17 protein-coding genes and 1 pseudogene are annotated in these 17,805 nt (G+C 51.9%); 8 read left to right on the forward strand and 10 right to left on the reverse strand.

Going from position 1 to position 17,805, the window contains the following annotated elements; translation table 11 throughout:
- Nucleotides 1-23: 23 nt before the first annotated feature.
- The 6 genes from ileS (at nucleotide 24) to EHN07_RS02075 (ending at nucleotide 6,258) form a co-directional block, all read left to right on the forward strand.
- Nucleotides 24-2,840: an isoleucine--tRNA ligase gene (gene ileS / locus EHN07_RS02050; protein ID WP_124022560.1), complete on the forward strand. Its 2,817-nt coding sequence runs from the start codon at nucleotides 24-26 to the stop codon at nucleotides 2,838-2,840.
- Nucleotides 2,840-3,346 (forward strand): signal peptidase II, encoded by a 507-nt coding sequence (gene lspA, locus EHN07_RS02055; RefSeq protein WP_124022561.1) that lies wholly within the window; start codon nucleotides 2,840-2,842, stop codon nucleotides 3,344-3,346. Before ileS ends, lspA begins: the two co-directional genes overlap by 1 nt.
- Before the next feature lie 3 nt (nucleotides 3,347-3,349).
- A complete protein-coding gene (fkpB, locus tag EHN07_RS02060; protein WP_124022562.1) occupies nucleotides 3,350-3,820 on the forward strand; it encodes an FKBP-type peptidyl-prolyl cis-trans isomerase in 471 nt (156 codons plus the stop codon).
- Complete coding sequence (gene ispH / locus EHN07_RS02065) at nucleotides 3,801-4,751, forward strand: 4-hydroxy-3-methylbut-2-enyl diphosphate reductase (RefSeq protein ID WP_124022563.1); 951 nt, start codon at nucleotides 3,801-3,803, stop codon at nucleotides 4,749-4,751. Before fkpB ends, ispH begins: the two co-directional genes overlap by 20 nt.
- A 168-nt stretch (nucleotides 4,752-4,919) precedes the next feature.
- Nucleotides 4,920-5,483, forward strand: coding sequence for a glucose-6-phosphate isomerase family protein (locus EHN07_RS02070; RefSeq protein WP_425267162.1), 564 nt, complete (start codon nucleotides 4,920-4,922; stop codon nucleotides 5,481-5,483).
- Nucleotides 5,476-6,258, forward strand: coding sequence for a glucose-6-phosphate isomerase family protein (locus EHN07_RS02075; protein WP_124022564.1), 783 nt, complete (start codon nucleotides 5,476-5,478; stop codon nucleotides 6,256-6,258). Before EHN07_RS02070 ends, EHN07_RS02075 begins: the two co-directional genes overlap by 8 nt.
- A gap of 107 nt (nucleotides 6,259-6,365) precedes the next feature.
- Here EHN07_RS02075 and EHN07_RS02080 read toward each other — a convergent pair whose 3' ends face one another.
- From EHN07_RS02080 to EHN07_RS02100, 5 genes are read right to left on the reverse strand one after another with little or no spacing between them, the layout of a single operon-like run.
- The gene (locus EHN07_RS02080; RefSeq protein ID WP_124022565.1) at nucleotides 6,366-7,181 is read right to left on the reverse strand and encodes a PTS system mannose/fructose/sorbose family transporter subunit IID; all 816 of its coding nucleotides are present in this window, start codon (nucleotides 7,179-7,181) and stop codon (nucleotides 6,366-6,368) included.
- Nucleotides 7,181-7,978 carry a PTS mannose/fructose/sorbose/N-acetylgalactosamine transporter subunit IIC gene (locus EHN07_RS02085; RefSeq protein ID WP_124022566.1) on the reverse strand — a complete coding sequence of 266 codons (798 nt, stop codon included), beginning with the start codon at nucleotides 7,976-7,978 and terminating at the stop codon, nucleotides 7,181-7,183. The genes EHN07_RS02080 and EHN07_RS02085 overlap by 1 nt, the downstream gene beginning before the upstream one ends.
- A 10-nt stretch (nucleotides 7,979-7,988) precedes the next feature.
- Nucleotides 7,989-8,483: a PTS sugar transporter subunit IIB gene (locus EHN07_RS02090; RefSeq protein ID WP_124022567.1), complete on the reverse strand. Its 495-nt coding sequence runs from the start codon at nucleotides 8,481-8,483 to the stop codon at nucleotides 7,989-7,991.
- 9 nt (nucleotides 8,484-8,492) lie between these two features.
- Nucleotides 8,493-8,921, reverse strand: a complete 429-nt coding sequence (locus EHN07_RS02095) for a PTS sugar transporter subunit IIA (protein WP_124022568.1) — start codon at nucleotides 8,919-8,921, stop codon at nucleotides 8,493-8,495.
- Nucleotides 8,922-8,925: 4 nt separating this feature from the next.
- Nucleotides 8,926-10,674, reverse strand: a complete 1,749-nt coding sequence (locus EHN07_RS02100; RefSeq protein ID WP_124022569.1) for a class I mannose-6-phosphate isomerase — start codon at nucleotides 10,672-10,674, stop codon at nucleotides 8,926-8,928.
- Nucleotides 10,675-10,871: 197 nt separating this feature from the next.
- Between EHN07_RS02100 and EHN07_RS02105 the strand changes: the two genes are divergently transcribed.
- Nucleotides 10,872-11,891 (forward strand): LacI family DNA-binding transcriptional regulator, encoded by a 1,020-nt coding sequence (locus EHN07_RS02105; protein WP_124022570.1) that lies wholly within the window; start codon nucleotides 10,872-10,874, stop codon nucleotides 11,889-11,891.
- Between the two features lie 37 nt (nucleotides 11,892-11,928).
- Here the strand turns inward: EHN07_RS02105 and EHN07_RS20580 are convergent.
- The 5 genes and pseudogenes from EHN07_RS20580 to EHN07_RS02130 all read right to left on the reverse strand — a co-directional run.
- Nucleotides 11,929-12,131, reverse strand: a pseudogene (locus EHN07_RS20580) (1,4-beta-xylanase); the annotation flags it as partial.
- Between the two features lie 51 nt (nucleotides 12,132-12,182).
- A complete protein-coding gene (locus EHN07_RS02115; RefSeq protein ID WP_124022571.1) occupies nucleotides 12,183-13,724 on the reverse strand; it encodes an MFS transporter in 1,542 nt (513 codons plus the stop codon).
- 39 nt (nucleotides 13,725-13,763) lie between these two features.
- Nucleotides 13,764-14,789, reverse strand: a complete 1,026-nt coding sequence (locus tag EHN07_RS02120) for a Gfo/Idh/MocA family protein (RefSeq protein WP_124022575.1) — start codon at nucleotides 14,787-14,789, stop codon at nucleotides 13,764-13,766.
- Nucleotides 14,789-15,859, reverse strand: a complete 1,071-nt coding sequence (locus tag EHN07_RS02125; RefSeq protein ID WP_124022572.1) for a Gfo/Idh/MocA family protein — start codon at nucleotides 15,857-15,859, stop codon at nucleotides 14,789-14,791. The genes EHN07_RS02120 and EHN07_RS02125 overlap by 1 nt, the downstream gene beginning before the upstream one ends.
- A gap of 2 nt (nucleotides 15,860-15,861) precedes the next feature.
- The gene (locus EHN07_RS02130; protein ID WP_124022573.1) at nucleotides 15,862-17,037 is read right to left on the reverse strand and encodes a Gfo/Idh/MocA family protein; all 1,176 of its coding nucleotides are present in this window, start codon (nucleotides 17,035-17,037) and stop codon (nucleotides 15,862-15,864) included.
- A gap of 236 nt (nucleotides 17,038-17,273) precedes the next feature.
- Here EHN07_RS02130 and EHN07_RS02135 point away from each other — a divergent pair.
- On the forward strand, nucleotides 17,274-17,805 hold a 532-nt coding region (locus EHN07_RS02135; protein WP_244202337.1), incomplete at its 3' end, for a LacI family DNA-binding transcriptional regulator.

The following is a 17,805-nucleotide window of genomic DNA, read 5'->3' on the forward strand; positions in this document are numbered from 1 at the left end:
CGAAATACGGAACCGAGAATCTAATGAGTGACTTTAAATCTACCCTGAACTTACCGGAAACAGGGTTCCCGATGCGTGGCGATCTCGCTAAACGTGAACCGGGCATGCTGGCTCGCTGGAATGATGATGATCTGTACGGCATCATCCGCAATGCAAAAAAAGGCAAAAAATCCTTCATTCTGCATGATGGCCCTCCCTACGCGAACGGCAGCATTCACATTGGTCACTCAGTTAACAAGATTCTGAAAGACATTATCGTGAAGTCCAAGGGGCTGAGCGGTTTTGACTCCCCGTACGTTCCGGGTTGGGACTGCCACGGCCTGCCAATCGAGCTGAAAGTAGAACAGCTGATCGGCAAGCCAGGTGAGAAAGTGTCTGCCGCTGAATTCCGTGCCGCGTGCCGTAAATATGCCGCAGAGCAGGTTGACGGGCAGCGTGCCGACTTCATCCGCCTGGGTGTGCTGGGCGACTGGTCACGTCCATACCTGACCATGGATTTTAAAACCGAAGCCAACATCATCCGTGCGCTGGGTAAAATTGTCGGCAATGGTCACCTGCACAAAGGCGCGAAGCCGGTGCACTGGTGCGTCGACTGCCGTTCAGCGCTGGCTGAAGCGGAAGTGGAGTACTACGACAAAACTTCCCCGTCCATCTTCGTTAACTTTAAGGCCGTTGATGCTGATGCGGTAAAAGCGAAGTTTGGCGCAGCGCAGGTTAACGGCCCGGTTTCCATGGTTATCTGGACCACCACTCCGTGGACTCTGCCTGCTAACCGCGCCGTTTCTCTGAATGCAGAATTCGAATACGTGCTGGTGCAGGTTGACGGCCAGGCGCTGATTGTCGCGAAAGATTTGCTCGAAGGTGTCATGAAGAGCGCGGCTATCACCGATTGGACCATTCTGGGTACTGCCAAAGGCGCAGACCTGGAATTGGCTCGCTTCAAACACCCGTTCTTAGATTTCGATGTGCCAGCCATCCTCGGCGACCACGTTACGCTGGAAGCCGGTACCGGTGCGGTGCATACCGCCGGTGGTCACGGCCCGGACGACTACGTGATCAGCCAGAAATACAACCTGGAGATCGCTAACCCGGTTGGCCCGGACGGTTGCTACCTGCCCGGCACCTATGAAGGTCTGGACGGCGTTCAGGTGTTCAAAGCGAACGATCTGATCGTGAATATCCTGCGTGATAAAGGCGTGCTGCTGCACGTTGAAAAACTGCTGCACAGCTATCCACACTGCTGGCGCCACAAAACGCCGATCATCTTCCGGGCAACGCCGCAGTGGTTCATCAGCATGGATCAAAAAGGCCTGCGCGAGCAGTCTCTGAAAGAGATCAAAGGCGTGCAGTGGATCCCTGACTGGGGCCAGGCGCGTATCGAATCGATGGTGGCGAACCGCCCGGACTGGTGTATCTCCCGTCAGCGTACCTGGGGCGTGCCAATGTCCATGTTCGTTCACAAAGATACCGAAGAGCTGCACCCGCGCACGCTGGAGCTGATGGAAGAAGTCGCTAAACGCGTGGAGCAGGACGGCATCCAGGCGTGGTGGGATCTCGATCCGCGCGACATCATGGGCGATGACGCTGACAACTACATCAAAGTGCCAGACACCCTGGACGTGTGGTTCGACTCCGGCTCAACGCACTCCTCTGTTGTTGATGTGCGCCCGGAATTCAACGGCCATACGCCAGATATGTATCTGGAAGGCTCGGATCAGCATCGCGGCTGGTTCATGTCTTCGCTGATGATTTCAACGGCGATGAAAGGTAAAGCGCCATATCGCCAGGTGCTGACCCACGGTTTCACCGTTGATGGTCAGGGCCGCAAAATGTCCAAGTCCATCGGTAACACCGTTTCTCCGCAGGACGTGATGAACAAACTGGGCGCGGACATTCTGCGTCTGTGGGTGGCGTCAACGGATTACACCGGTGAAATCGCTGTGTCCGATGAGATCCTGAAGCGTGCTGCCGACTCCTATCGCCGTATCCGTAATACCGCACGTTTCCTGCTGGCGAACCTGAACGGTTTCAACCCGGAAACCGATATGGTGAAGCCGGAAGAGATGGTGGTTCTGGATCGCTGGGCAGTCAGCTGCGCGCAGGATGCGCAAGTCGATATCCTCGCCGCTTACGAAAGCTACGACTTCCACGAAGTGGTACAACGCCTGATGCGTTTCTGCTCCATCGAAATGGGCTCGTTCTATCTCGACATCATCAAAGACCGTCAGTACACCGCGAAGTCTGACAGCGTGGCGCGCCGCAGTTGCCAGACCGCGCTGTACCACATCGCAGAAGCATTGGTGCGCTGGATGGCACCGATCATGTCCTTCACCGCTGATGAAATCTGGGCTTTCCTGCCGGGCGAGCGTGAGAAATATGTCTTCACCGGTGAATGGTACCAAGGCTTGTTCGGCCTGGCCGATAGCGAAACCATGAACAACGATTACTGGGACACCCTGTTAACCGTGCGTGGTGAAGTGAACAAAGTCATCGAACAAGCGCGTGCTGACAAGCGTGTGGGCGGCTCTCTGGAAGCAGCAGTGACTTTATACGCCGACAGCGAACTGGCAGCGAAGCTCAACAGCCTGGGCGAGGAATTGCGATTTGTCCTGTTGACCTCGGGCGCTGAAGTTGCGGATTATGCGCAGGCTGGCGAAGACGCTCAACAAAGCGAAATCCTGAAAGGATTGAAAGTTGCCTTGCGTAAAGCCGACGGTGAGAAGTGCCCGCGTTGCTGGCATTACACCACCGACGTCGGCCAGGTAGCGGAACACGCAGAAATCTGTGGCCGCTGTGTCACTAACATTGCCGGTGACGGCGAAAAGCGTAAATTTGCCTGATGAGTAAATCGATAAGTTCGACCGGCCTGCGCTGGCTGTGGCTTGTAGTCGTGGTTCTGATTGTCGATCTGGGCAGCAAATACCTGATCCTCCAGCATTTCATGCTGGGGGACACCGTATCGCTGTTCCCGTCTCTCAATCTGCACTATGCCCGTAACTATGGCGCGGCGTTCAGTTTCCTTGCGGATAAAGGCGGCTGGCAGCGCTGGTTCTTCGCCGGTATCGCTATCGGTATCTGTGTGATTCTGGCGGTGATGATGTATCGCGCCAAAGCCACCCAGAAGCTGAATAATATCGCCTATGCTTTAATTATCGGCGGTGCTCTGGGCAACTTGTTTGACCGGTTATGGCACGGCTTCGTGGTCGACATGATTGATTTTTATGTCGGCAACTGGCACTTCGCCACGTTTAACCTGGCCGATACGGCAATCTGTATCGGCGCGGCGCTGATTGTGCTGGAGGGGTTCTTTGTCTCCTCCGACAAGCCCGCAAAGCAGAAAGGATAACCCATGGCTAAGTCTATCCAGGCCAATAGCAGAGTTCTGGTGCATTTCACGCTGAAACTTGAAGACGGCTCTACCGCCGAGTCGACGCGCAATAACGGCAAACCGGCACTCTTCACGCTGGGCGACGAAACGCTGTCGCCAGGCATGGAAGACCAGCTAGTCGGTTTGAAAGCAGGGGACAAAAAAGCGTTCTCTCTGGCAGCGGAATCCGCGTTTGGTATCCCAAGCCCGGACATGATCCAGTATTTCTCGCGTCGTGAGTTTATCGATGCGGGCGAGCCTGTACCGGGTGCGATTATGCTGTTCACAGGAATGGATGGCAGCGAGATGCCAGGCGTGGTGCGTGAGGTGAATGGTGATTCGATCACCGTTGATTTTAACCATCCGCTCGCCGGGCAAACCATTCATTTTGATATCGAAGTGCTGGAAATTGACCCGGTACTGGAGGCGTTGAATGCAGATCCTGTTGGCTAACCCACGCGGCTTCTGTGCCGGGGTCGACCGCGCTATCAGCATTGTTGAAAACGCGCTGGCGATTTACGGCGCGCCGATTTACGTGCGCCACGAAGTGGTGCACAACCGCTACGTGGTCGACAGCCTGCGCGCTCGCGGGGCGATTTTTATTGAGCAAATCAGTGAAGTTCCCGATGGCGCAATCCTGATTTTCTCCGCACATGGTGTTTCCCAGGCGGTGCGTAACGAAGCCAAAGGCCGTGATTTAACGGTGTTTGACGCGACCTGCCCGCTGGTGACTAAAGTGCATATGGAAGTGGCTCGCGCCAGCCGCCGTGGTGAAGAATCCATTCTGATTGGCCATGCCGGCCACCCGGAAGTGGAAGGCACCATGGGCCAGTACAGCAACCCGAAAGGCGGCATGTACCTGGTTGAATCACCGGAAGATGTCAGCAAGCTGGATGTGAAAAACGAGGCCAAACTGTCGTTTATGACGCAGACCACGCTCTCGGTTGATGACACCTCTGACGTGATCGACGCGCTGCGTCAACGCTTCCCGCAAATTATCGGCCCGCGCAAAGACGACATTTGCTACGCGACCACTAACCGTCAGGAAGCCGTGCGCGCGCTGGCTGATGAAGCGGATGTGGTGCTGGTCGTGGGGTCGAAAAACTCGTCTAACTCCAATCGCCTGGCAGAACTTGCACAGCGCATGGGCAAAGCTGCCTACCTGATTGACGATGCAACGGATATCCAGGAACACTGGGTGAAAGAGGCCGTATGCGTAGGCGTAACCGCCGGAGCTTCAGCGCCAGATATTCTGGTGCAAAACGTTCTGGCTCGCCTGCGTGAGTTAGGCGGCAGCGAAACCCGCGAGCTGGTTGGGCGCGAAGAGAATATTATCTTTGAAGTGCCGCGTGAGCTGCGTATGGATGTGAAAGAAGTCGAGTAATGTAAGTCATTATCAAAAATAAGAAAATTCCAGCCGGATCACACCGTCTGGCATTAGCACTTTAAATATTTACGCGATGCAGATCGATTTTCTTTGGCCTGATTATAGGGTTAATCGATTAACCTTGCTATGCTCAATAAGCAGTTCTCCTTGGGCCGGAGAAACAACGTGACTATTCCTTTCTTTATGCCACCTGGTGTGGCGTTCGCTAGCGGCCATTTCACGGCTGAAAATATCATTACCAAAACCACGCGCAGCGGCGATTTGGTCGGCGTGTTTCACGACGAAGCCGCATGGCGTGCGTTACCTGCTGGCACGACAATTTATCAGGTGGAAATGCTGCCATCTCCTGATGGGGAGGGCGAGCTGTTTGTTGGCACCACGCATCTGAATCCGGGGCGTGTGGGCGATGAGTTCTATATGACGCGCGGCCATTTCCACCAGCGGCGTGAGCAGGGCGAGGTTTATTTTGGCCTGCGTGGCAGCGGACTGCTACTGCTGCAAAGCGAACAGGGCGAAGCGCGGTTTGAGCAAGTGTCGCAAGGTTCAGTACATATTATTCCGGGCAATACCGCGCACCGCTTGATCAATACCGGATCGGAGGTGCTTTCAGCGCTTGCCGTCTGGCCGACGATCGCCGGGCATGATTATGCTTCTTTGGCGCAGGGTTTCGCTTTACGAGTTTTCCTGTGGGAAGGCGAAATTCAGGCCAGAGGGGTGCAATATGGCTGAACCACATCGGAATTTTGGCCTTGATATGGCGATCCACCATCGGCCGATGGGGTTTAGCTATGGCGAGGAGGTCATTGGGCCAGTGCCGGAGATCCGTAAACTCGATCAGATCCGCACCTCTCTTCGCGATCCGCAATGCGACGGGCCGGAAGATGTATATGCAATCGTGATGGACGTCGCTCGTTTGCAGGATCGGGAAGAGCTTAAAAAACGCATGCTGCTATTTGGCGTGGTAACTTATACCTCAGGCCGATTGGGCGATGAACCGATTCGCAGCCAGGGGCATATTCACCGTATCAGCAGCCACAGTGGCTGGTCTCCGCCGGAGCTGTACGAAATCTGGCAGGGTAAAGCCATTATCTATATGCAGGAATATGTCGCCGACGATCCGGGTCGCTGTTTTGCGGTGTGCGCGGGACCGGGTGAAAAAGTGCTGGTGCCGCCGGGTTGGGCACACGCTACGATTTCTGCCTCGCCGGATGAACCCCTCACATTTGGCGCGTGGTGCGACCGCGAATATGGCTTTGAATATGATGCAGTGCGCGCATATAAAGGGCTGGCGTGGTATCCGTTGTTACAAGATGGGCATATTGCCTGGCAGCATAACCGCCGCTATATGCCGGGGCGTTTGCAGGTGACTTCACCGCGTAAATACACCGACTTTGAGATAACCGATGAGCCGCTATATCAACAATTTATTGATGATCCAGCACGTTTTCAGTTTATTTCAAAACCAGGAATGGTGAGCCAGACGTGGGTGGGGTTTCATCCTTAAAAAACCACCTAATCCTCAGGGATAGGGTTAGGTGGTTTTCTCCTTTTTCCTGGGAATGAGGGGACGCGATTGGCTTTCTCCCTCTTCAGAGGGAGAGGGCATATCAATTACGAAAATAACCCTACTGCCACGCCTGCCGCCGCCAGCACCAGCAACAGCAACATCGCTTTCACCGGGGAAACACCGCGCTTCGCCATCAAATACCAGGTGCCAATAACCACTAGCAGCGGCAGCAGATTCGGGAAAATTCCGTCCAGCATTTGCTGTACATGAATATTCACGCCGTCTTTGGTAACGAACTCAAGCCCGGTACCCAATTTCACGTAGCTTGCCGCCACGCCTCCCATAACGAAAACGCCGAGTAAGGAGAGCGCTTCACGCAGGCGTGTCGATTTACTGCTGACCAGCATCTCAACGGACGTCGACCCCATATGGTAGCCTTTCAGGAACAGGAACCACGAGCCGGGAATGATAATCGCCAGCCATGCCACGCAGTAGAATAGTGGTCCGAGGATATTTCCGCCCGCCGCCAGCGCCATGCCGATACTGAGCAAAATTGGGATCAACATGCCCGGAATCATCGAATCGCCAATTCCCGCTACCGGCCCCATTAGCCCCACTTTCAGGGTGTTGATGGTCTCACCGTCAATCGGTTCGCCATTGGCCCGTTTTTCTTCAAGACCCAATACCATGCCGTTTACAATCGCGCCAAGCTGCGGCTCGGTGTTATAAAACGAAGCGTGGCGTTTGAGCATCTCTTTGCGTTGTTCGTCATCGGGATACAGCTTTTTCGCCACCGGCAACATACTCAAACAAAAGCCGAATGATTCAAGACGCTCAAAGCTCATGGATGATAGGTTGTACATCATCCAGCTCCGCCAGCAGCGGCGTAAATCCTGGCGAGTGAGTTTACGTTCTTCCATCAGAATTCATCCTCATCATCCGCAGTGGCTGAGGCCACGCGTTCAGCCTGCGGCTCGGGTTTGTAGTTGTAGTGAATTAACGCCAGCAGCGCCCCGACGATCACCAGCGCCACCATGTTCAGCTTCAGGAAAACAATGCAGATAAACCCCACCAGAAAGTAAATCAACATGCTGTAATTTTTGATGATTTGTTTAAGCAGAATCGCAATACCGACCGCTGGCAGAATGCCGCCGAGCACGTTCATCGTCGACAACACGATTTGCGGCAGGCTGTCCATAAAGGCGTTGATATACTGCGCGCCGAAGTAAACTGCGATAAACGTCGGCACAAAGCGCATCAGGAAATTGGTCACCTGCGGCCAGATGGCGCTGTTGAGATACACGCCGCGTTCGTCACCTTTATCAAGCGCCACATCTGCACGGTGGTTCCACCATGAGTTCAACACCATCATGGCGTTGAATAATACGGTGCCTGCAATCCCGATGGTGGCTGCGAGCGCCACGGCAACTTCCGGACCTTTATTGGAAAGAATACCCAGTGCGATTGCGGGGAACGCAACAAAGTTAAGATCGGCAGGCATTGAACCTCCGGGGGTGACCATCGCGATATATACGGCCTGCACCGCTACGCCGATGATAATCCCGGTTTGCACATCACCGAGGATAAAACCTACCAGCATTCCTGAAACCAACGGGCGGGTAATCAGATACCAGCCGCCAGTCAGCCCCAGCAGCCATGGGCTGCTTAACGCACCGAGGTAACAGAGAATGCCAATCAAAGCCGCTTCGAAAGCCATTGTTCACTCCTTATTTGAGTTTTTGGCGAGCGTCCTGCCAGCTGTAATTGCTGGCATCGGGCACCAGACGAAACTCAATCTGATGCCCGCGCTGTGAGAGATAGTTGAACGCAGCTATCTCCTCTGGATTTACAGACTGATTAGGGCCAATTGTGGTGGTTGTGGCTCGTGCGCTCATCGGGCCAACGTTGATTTTTTTATTGCTGTTTTGCAGGCTGATACCCGCTTCTTCAATGCGTTTTAGCGTGACCGGGGATTTGCCAATCACGAAATAGTGTTTTTCGCTGGCGATAATTTTAGGCAGTTTTTCGATGGCGGTAGCGGTATCAAACAGCCAGACTTTGATATCCTGAACTGCACCTTTCATCACCGAAGAAAGCAGAGGGTCGGCCGCCACCGCATCGTCGATGGCAATAATTCCATCACACGGCAGCTCTTTCGCCCAACGGGTAACAAGCTGACCGTGGATCACACGGTCGTCGATTCGTACAAAAGAAATGCTCATCGTTACCCCTTAGAAATCATCAGATTGTGTGGTTTCAGCCATTTGAGCCTGAACCAGCGAGTCACGCGATTCTTCCAGTAAAACCGCAGCCGCTTGTACGATGTCGGTCAGATCTTTTATTTCATCGCTCAGCAATAACATCGGGAAATTCACGCCTCCCAACACCGCCATTGGCGGCTGCGTTTGCGGATCGAATGCATGATGGCAGGCGATATTCCACGGCGTGCCGCTTTGCAAATCGCACAGCACCAGTACACCATCAGCACCTTTGGCAGCCTGTTTCAGCACCGCGGCAAACTCATCGCCAAAGTTATTAATGCCTTTGTTTTCCGTGAGCATGACCGGGAATACATGCGGCAATTCTCCGTAGACCATTTTGCTACCGGCCAGTAGTGCTTCTGCAAGCGAGCCATGTGTTGCCAGAATTACGTTGATCATCTTGTTATCCTCTTACCCAGGCTTTCATGGTTGCGAGCTGTTGACCTAAACTGCTGCCGTATGGAGAAATGCGATATTCGCCGACTGCCGCCGGAACAATGAAAGTTTCAGCGTAATGCACCACAATCGGCTCGAATGCGCCGCTCGGGCTTTCCACCAGTGCTTCGCTGCCTTCGACCAGATTAAGCACGTTGACGCCGCCATTCGTGTGATGTGTAACGGGTTGGGTAAACCAGTGACGACGGGTTTCAATAAATTCACGTTCGTGCAGGCCCGTGCGTTCTTCGCGCCAGCCGTCGCCTTCGGCAAGTGGTTCAAAATGGTTAACCAGATGCTCAGTAACCCATTGAGTATCACGTTCCCAGTCAATGACTTGTGCGCCGTGTTCCAGATGCACCGGGCGCGGTAAACCGTCCAGGCCCAGGCGGCCCCAGTCCCACAACTTGAAAGTGAAGATATACGGCGTAGCACTGATTTCGAGCACCATCGCACCTGAGCCAGAACAGTGAACGGTGCCAGCCGGGATCAGGAAATGATCGTGTTTGCGTGCCGGGAAGCGGTTAACGAATTTCTCATCATCAAACGCTTTTTCACCACGTTGAGCGGCAGCCAGATCGTCGAGCATTTCTTGTGGATCGATACCGGTTTTAGTTCCTAAATAAACTTCCGCACCCGGCTCGGCTTCCAGCAGGTAATAGCTCTCATCCTGGGTATAATGCATGCCGAAATGCTGCTGGATGTATTCGGTTATCGGGTGCACCTGGAAGCTGAGATTCTGCCCGCCGATGGTGTCGAGGAAGTCAAAACGGATCGGGAATTCTGCTCCAAAGCGCGCGTGAACACGCTCGCCCAGCAGCTGGCGAGGGTGTAGCAACACCAGATCTTGCGAGGGGATCTCGATCCGCACATCACCAAAACGCAGTAACAGGCTGTTCTCCTCGGGCACACAGTCAAAACACCATGCGTAATTTGGCTTTGAGGGATCGAGATCAAATTTATCTTTCATCCATTGGCCGCCCCAGACTCCTGGGTCGAAGAATGGCGCTACCCGGAACGGTTGTTGCGTGGTTTGTTGCAGAGCGCCTCGCAGTGCTTCACCGCTGACTATTGCTGGTTGTTCGGCATTATTGGTATCGAGCAGGAAATCTGCACGCTTGAGAAGCGGGGTTTTATGGCGGTCGAACACGCGCCATTCAATGAAAAAGGCTCGTTTATAGCGGCGCAGAATATCTTCATCTGCGTTATTCGCGCCCCAGTTGCCCAGTTCACCACGGCGAAAGCGCTGCTGGATTTCCCAACGAGCGAGGTCAGCATAAATCAGCACATCACCCTGATGAACCAGGGTTGCACCAGGGCCGTAAATTATCACCAGGCCTTGCGCTGTCTCTGCGATTTCTTGTTGTAACGCCGCCAGCTTTTCGCTGCTGAAAAACTCTCTGATTTTATGGCAGGAAAGTACGCCGAACACGCGGTCGTCCGTGAGATTGCGTGCCAGCAAATCGTGCAGATGCTGTTCGCTGAGGCGTGCGGATTCAGCGTTAATCACAAGGGCCGGATTGAGATGCTCAATAAGCTTTGCGCGCAGTTCGTCAAGCTGAACGCCGGGGTAGCAGTCAATCACCAGCACGATTTTTGCTGAGTGGGATAATTTCTCACTTATTGCCTGTTTGATGGCGGACCATCCTTGCCAGGCCTGATGGTCAAACCCCGTCACTTTGACTTCGGGATACTTGTCGTATGATGCCGGATGCATAATCTTCTCCCTGTTTCTGATTAGTTAAGATTAATCGATTAACCCATTTTGAACAGGGTGGTAAACGCGATTAACCCGCCATTTTTGGCAAGGTGTGGCTTAATGGTGAGTTATCTGTGATGACATTCACACGGGAAATGCAATTTTTAGGTTATTCGATTAATCTGAGTGGAATGACTTCATTTTGAGGAGTGCCAATGAGCACCGTCACCCTTGCCATGGTTGCAAAACAGGCTGAAGTTTCCACCGCCACCGTTTCAATGGTGTTGCGCAATCGGGGGCGAATTTCTGATGCCACACGAAGCCGCGTGCTCAAAGCGCTGGACGATCTTGGCTACGTTTACAATCAAACGGCGGCCAATTTACGCAACCGTACCAGCAACCAGGTGGGGTTATTACTTCACGATATTACCAATCCGTTTTACGGCGAAATGACCGCCGGGCTGAGCCAGGAAATGGAGCGCCACGATCTTCTGTTGTTCCTGGCAAACAGTGAAGAGTCTGGTGAGCGCCAGCAAAAATTTGTCGATTCCCTGATGCGCAATAATGCTTGTGGCATGGTGTTGTGCGCGGCCAGAGAAACGCCGCCGCTTTTTTTTGAAACTCTCAAGCGTCGCAACATTCCGGCGATAATGGTGGTGCGTCCGATGGATGACGTGGATTTTGATTTTGTCGGTACCGACAACTTTTTGGGTACGCAACTGGCGACGCAACACTTACTGCGCCTGGGCCATAAGCACATCGCGTTTATTGGCGGAAGTGAAAATTCCATCAGCCGTGCGCAGCGCATCGGCGGCTACAGCAGCAAATTGCTCGAACGCCGTATTCAGCCGAAAAGTGATTGGGTGGTCTCTTCCCTTGCCAGCCAAAGTGATGGCGCGCGTGTTGCTGAAGAACTGTTCCGGCGTTACCCGGAAATCACTGCGGCGGTATGTTACCAGGATATTGTGGCGCTGGGGGTGATGCAGACGCTGCGCAAAATGGGGCGACAGCTGGGAGTCAACTTTGCGCTGGTGGGGTTTGACGATATTACCGAAGCCTCTCTCGTTCAGCCCGCGCTGACCACCGTTTCGGTGGCTGCTAAAGAGATTGGGCGCAAAGCCGGAGAGTTATTATTTAGCCGGATTCAGGGCAACGATGAGCCGCCAAAGCGGATTATTCTCCCGCCCACGCTGGTGGTGCGGGAGTCCTGCGGGTTCGATTTACAATCACGTTAAGCGCCTGATCGGCGTTAGTATCACTTTTAGATGGTAGCTCGGCAATCGCCAGGAACCTGCTCAATGCACGCCAGAAGCCCGTCACGGCCATGCTGCCAGCCAATAAACGGCAGGTTAATGCGCAACTGGTTATAGCGGATTTCCTGCGCCTAACCGAGCTCTTGTTCAATAGCTGCTTTCGGGCTGCCATAGTACCGTCCAGTTTACGGCGCTGCGAGGCAAGTAGTTAAACCCACATATCCAGCCCTGATTTTTGCGCCACTCTGCGGCCTGTTATGTTACTCCTGGCTCCTAAGGGGATTCCGACGTTAAATGAGGGGACTTTTGCGCTCCGGTATGTTGCCCCCAGACTTTGTCATATTCGTAGCCTGTCAGGTCTTTGATCACTTTGCGGGTTTCCATATCGCAGTCTGCGAGGTTTCCGCCCAGTTTCAGGCGTGCCACTTCTTTAATCAGCGTTTTATGAGATTCGCGGGTAAGCTTGAATTTAAAGGTCATCCAGAAACTGATGGCCAACAATGCTGCGGTAGCAAACACCATCAGCCCAACAATGGCGTGTAACGCTTCAATCGGCTGCTCGCCCTGGCCTTTAACGAAGCCACTTTCTTCCAGCACCACGCCAATCAACATAATGGCCAGCGCCACGGTGCTTTTTCGGGTTAACACCATCACGCCTGAAAAAATCCCTTCGCGACGTTTTTTAGTCACGATTTCATCGACGTCAGGAATAAAGCTGTAAATATTCCATGGGATAAAATACAGCCCCGCACGCGATATTCCCAAAATCACAAACACCGCAGAGAATAATATGGCTGATACATTTATGTTGCTGATATAGGCGTAAAATAAGAAAGCTAATACCGCAAAAATACCACTATAAGATAAGCGCAGCGCACCCGATGGCGTGACGTTTAATTTACTGAGTAACATCATGAATACGAATGTTCCAGGCACGGAAACGAAAGCTGCCACGCTTAAATAGCCTGACACAGCGGCTGCATCCTGATGCAATCCGTAAACCACATAATAAGTAAATACCGAGCCGAAAACGTCCATTGCCGTAAATGAGGCAATATAGATAATAATATGCTGGCGGAACATTTTAATTTTAAATGAAGACAGAAGATCTAATGTCAGGCTCTTTAAGTGGTGCCAAAGATTGCCGCTGTTTGCCCCTTCTGGCTCGGGTTCAAACTCTTCACGCACATCTTTAGCCTCCCAGGTACACATCCAGGTGGTAAATACTGCGAGACAAAAAATAATCGAGAACAGCAGGCCGGTGTAGGTGTATGTCATTGCGTTATCTTTACCTGTGAACTGCATGATTACACCCGGCACGGATACTGCCAGAAAGCCGCCAAGCTGGGAGCAGATCATGCGCACGCCGGATAATTTGGCGCGTTCGGTGTAACGGTTGGTCATTTCCGCAGCCAGGGTTTCCCATGGAACCAGCACCATTGCCGAGAGCAGTTCGATGGAAAGATAGGTGCCGAGATAGTACCAGTAGCCCATATCCGTGACCCAAAGCAAGGCGTACAAAAACATCAGGGGAGCGCTGAGTAATAAGAAGAAGCGACGGCGACCGAAGCGTTTGCCAGGCCAGGTATTGGCGAAGTTATCGGTGATATAACCCATAATGGGGCTTAATACGGCATCTATTACGCGGGCAATGGCAAATATTGAACCGGCCTCTAATACTGACAATCCGCAATAAGTGGTATAGAAAAATAACAGCCAGGTACCAATAATAACAAATGCCCCGCCGCCAAATAAATCGGTAACACCATATCCAATAGCTATTCCATAGCCAACTCTGCGTTCTGTAGGTTTCATGTTATTATTCCATTTCTATGTAGGGTGAAAAGGAAAACATTATTGTGGTGAAATCTTTATCCAGTTTCTGGTTATCGACGACTGATAAATAGCCTCAACCATTTGCAGTGATATTTCAGCCTGATAAATATCGACGTAATTGCGGTCGTCCATGTGTTTTATTGCGTGATAAAAGTTATTAATCGCCTGCTGGTGGCTACTTCCCCAATAATATTTTTGTCCGGTATCCGGTAATTCATCACTGGCGAGCAGCTCTTTTTGTTCACCTGTAATAAGCCACAAATTATTATGATGCAGCTGCAACAGCCCATTTTCGCAATGGATTTCCAGAAATAGCGGCGAGTTGGTGGTATGACAGTTGGTCGCGTAAAAAATGCCTCGTGCTCCGTTGGCTAATTGCATATTCGCCATCGCGGTGTCCTCGGCCTGTGTGGCGTCGCTGAGAAAACTGCTCTCCACCACGCCTTTTATCGACTCCACGCCACCAGCAAACCACTGCATTAAATCCAGCGTATGAATCGCCTGATTGATTAACAGGCTACCGCCTTCGGTAGCAAAACGCCCGCGCCACGGGCTTTGCGCGTAATAGTCGTGAGGGCGGTTCCAGGTTAGTACCGCTTTGATGCTCAACACTTTTCCGTATGTGTTCGACTCCAGCAGAGCTTTTATCTTCTGGCTCGTAGGGTTCAGGCGGTTTTGATAACAAACCCCAAGCTGTGTTGCAGCGCTGGCTAACGCCTGCTTAATCTCATTCACTTCACCAGGATTAAGCGCCACCGGCTTTTCGGTAAAAACGTGTTTCCCGGCGGTGAGAGCGGCAATAATCATCTCTTTGTGGGCGAAGTGCGGGGTGCAAATATGCACTACGTCAATCTGGGTATCGCATAACATTTTGCGATAATCGGCGTAATAATGGCAGCCGTAACGCTCGGCCAGCGCGTGGCCTTTTACTGAGTCTATTTCAACAATTGCCCATAGCTGGCAGGCAGGATGCGATTTAATTGCCTCGACGTGCAAGGTGTGGATTGCGCCACACCCGACGACCGCGGCCTGTGTTGTCTTCATCACTCTTGCACCCCGTTTGCCAGCATTTGCGCCCGCACACACAACTCTGCGGCTTTGAATGCGTGCTCTTGAGTCATGGCATTTTCGGTACGGTTCAGGCAATCCAGGATCAACTCTCCAAAGAACGGAAAGCCCACTTTCCCAGCGACGGGGTAGCGGAATTCGCCTTCTTTATTCACCAGATACACCACGTCTTGTTCCTGGCGAGTGATATCGATGTATTTACGGATTTCGATGTAGCCCTCGGTGCCAAGCAGGGTCAGACGTCCGTCACCCCAGGTACTTAACCCCGTTGGCGTGAACCAGTCGCAGCGGAAATAGCCGCTGGCGCCGTTCTTGCCCTTTAGAATCGCATCGCCAAAATCTTCAAATTCAGGATACTGCGGATGGGCAAAATTGTTGGTTTGCGCTGCCACAACCTGAGCTTCATGGTTGCCGGTGTAAAACAGAAATTGTTCTATTTGATGGCTGCCGATATCGCAAAGAATGCCGCCGAAGTGCTTTTTAACGTAGAACCAGTCCGGGCGGCCCGTTCCTTCGCGATGCGGCCCCATCCCCAAAGTTTGAATAACCCGGCCAATGGCACCGTCGCATACTAGTTGCCCGGCAAATACCGCGCTTTCAACATGTAAGCGTTCACTGTAATACACCGCATATTTGCGCCTGGTTGCGGCGGCTTTCGCTTTGGCGGCAGCCAGTTGATCCAGCGTAGTTAAAGGCGCTTTATCGGTGAAATAGTCTTTCCCTCCATCCATGGCTTTCAGGCCAAGCGCGCAACGCTCGCAAGGAATCGCCGCCCCAGCTACGAGTTTTACGGCGTCGTCATTGAGAATCGCTTCAAGAGAGGGGGCGACTTTTACCTGCGGGTACTGCTTAACAAACTGTTCGATTTTCTGCGGATCGGGGTCGTAAACCCATTTCAGCGTCGCACCCGCTTCAATCAGCCCGTTGCACATGCCGTAAATATGGCCGTGATCGAGTGCGGTGGCGGCAAAAACAAAATCACCCGGCTGCACCACCGGCTGCGGTTTGCCTTTTGGTGCGTAATTCATCCCGTCTTTGATGCTCATATTTATGCCCCTTTATCCATATCTTTGCCCAATGGAATCGCCTCTTCATTGGCGAAATTTTCCACTGAGGCGGATTTCTCAAAGAAGTGTGGCGCCATTTTCACTAAGCCGCCCGTCTGGTAATACGGATCGCTGGCGTTAATCGGCAGCGAAACAATGCCGCGTGTAATAGCTGATTTATAAATTGCGGTGATGAGTTCCAGCGAACGCTTGCCTTGTGGGCCATCCACTAAGGGTGGCGTATTGGTTTGCAGCGCGTGCAGGAAGTTGTCGATTTGCCCGGTATGCAGCGTCCTGGTCAGGTGCGGCACGCTTTGGTAGCTATCTTCAAGCTGGTTTTCAAGCGTCGTATCGCGTGCGTCGATTGGAAAACCGTTGGGTGCGGCGATGCTGGCAAATTTATCCCACGGTGCAGAAATACGCGCTTTCTCACCCTGAATCACAATTTTTTGCTCTTCACCGTGATGCACCACCGAGGCGGTTAGCTGCGTCAGTGCACCGGTAGCGTATTTAAAAATCGCAGCGCTGAGGTCTTCGACTTCGGCGTTGTCATGGGAAACGTTAGTCGTGATGGCGACCACTTCTGTCGGGAAGCCGAGCATCCACTGAATGGCGTCGATATGATGCACAGCATGGTTTAACGTACAGCCGCCGCCTTCTTTTTCCCAGGTGCCGCGCCACCAGAGGTCGTAATAAGAGTGCCCGCGCCACCAGAATGAATCCACCTGTGCGTGGCAAATTTTGCCGATTTTGTTGCTTTCGAGCACTTTCTTTAAGCGCCAGAAGGCATCGGTAAAGCGATTCTGGGCGATGATCGACAACGTTTTTCCGCTTGATTCAGAAGCTGAAATCATCGCATCACATTCCTGGAGCGAAGCGGCCATTGGCTTCTCGCACAATACATGTTTGCCCGCATTCAGCGCATCAACAGAAATAGCGGCATGGACATAGGGTGGGGTACAGATATCGAATACATCAATGGAAGGGTCAGTAAGAATATCTTGATGGCTGCTGTAGATTTTTGCGTCTGTTAGCCCGTAATGCCTTTTCTTTTCCTCGGCTTTTTCCGGGTAGATATCAACCAGAGCGACAATCTGACAGCGGTCAGGAAATACAAGATAACCCTGAATGTGATTGTGGGAAATATTACCGGTTCCAATAATAGCGATTCTTTGCATTTTGCTCTCACTTATTAGGATTTATTTTTATCAAGAATCATTTTTTGAGAGCATAGTTATGGTTTTTTTTGCACACAACCGCTATCTATGACAGAAATTGCATGCCGCAAATAGTTTTTTTAAAATGAAGTAAAAATACTTGTGATGAGAAAGGGTTAGTTATGAAAATAATATCAAAACGCTAATGAGGCATCGATCACAAAATGACGGGGAAGCTAAAAATCAAAGAGATATCCATGCTGACAGGGCTATCGCCAAGTACGGTATCGAGAGTGTTGGCAGGTAAAAATAATGTCAGTCCACAGGCAAAAGAAAAGGTTTTTTACCATGCACGTTACATGGGTATTTTACGCGATATACCCACCAGCCGTTTATTGATGAATTCATTATTAGTCTGTGCTCCCGCCGCCGCTTTTATTCCTAAGGGCGACCATTATTATTATGAAGTGATTCAGAGCATTATTTCTGAAGTTTCAAATTACGATATTCACATTAAAAAGTGTTCGCTGGATATTAATGAAGCGGATACGGCTTTATTTATGAAGCATGTCAACCAGGGAGAGGTTGATGGCATAATAATCATTGGCATTGATGATGAATCTTTGTATCGCCTGGCCGCAGAAAGCAATAAGCCGGTGGTCACAATTAATGGCAGAGATAAAAAGATGCGCCTTGATTGTGTCTCGCCGGATCATTCATCCATTGGTTATAGCGCGGCAAAACATTTGTTAGAAAAAGGCCATCGGCAGGTTAATGCCAGTCACTTAA

Origin of the sequence: Buttiauxella warmboldiae (assembly GCF_003818135.1) — a bacterium.
Lineage (GTDB): Bacteria > Pseudomonadota > Gammaproteobacteria > Enterobacterales > Enterobacteriaceae > Buttiauxella > Buttiauxella warmboldiae.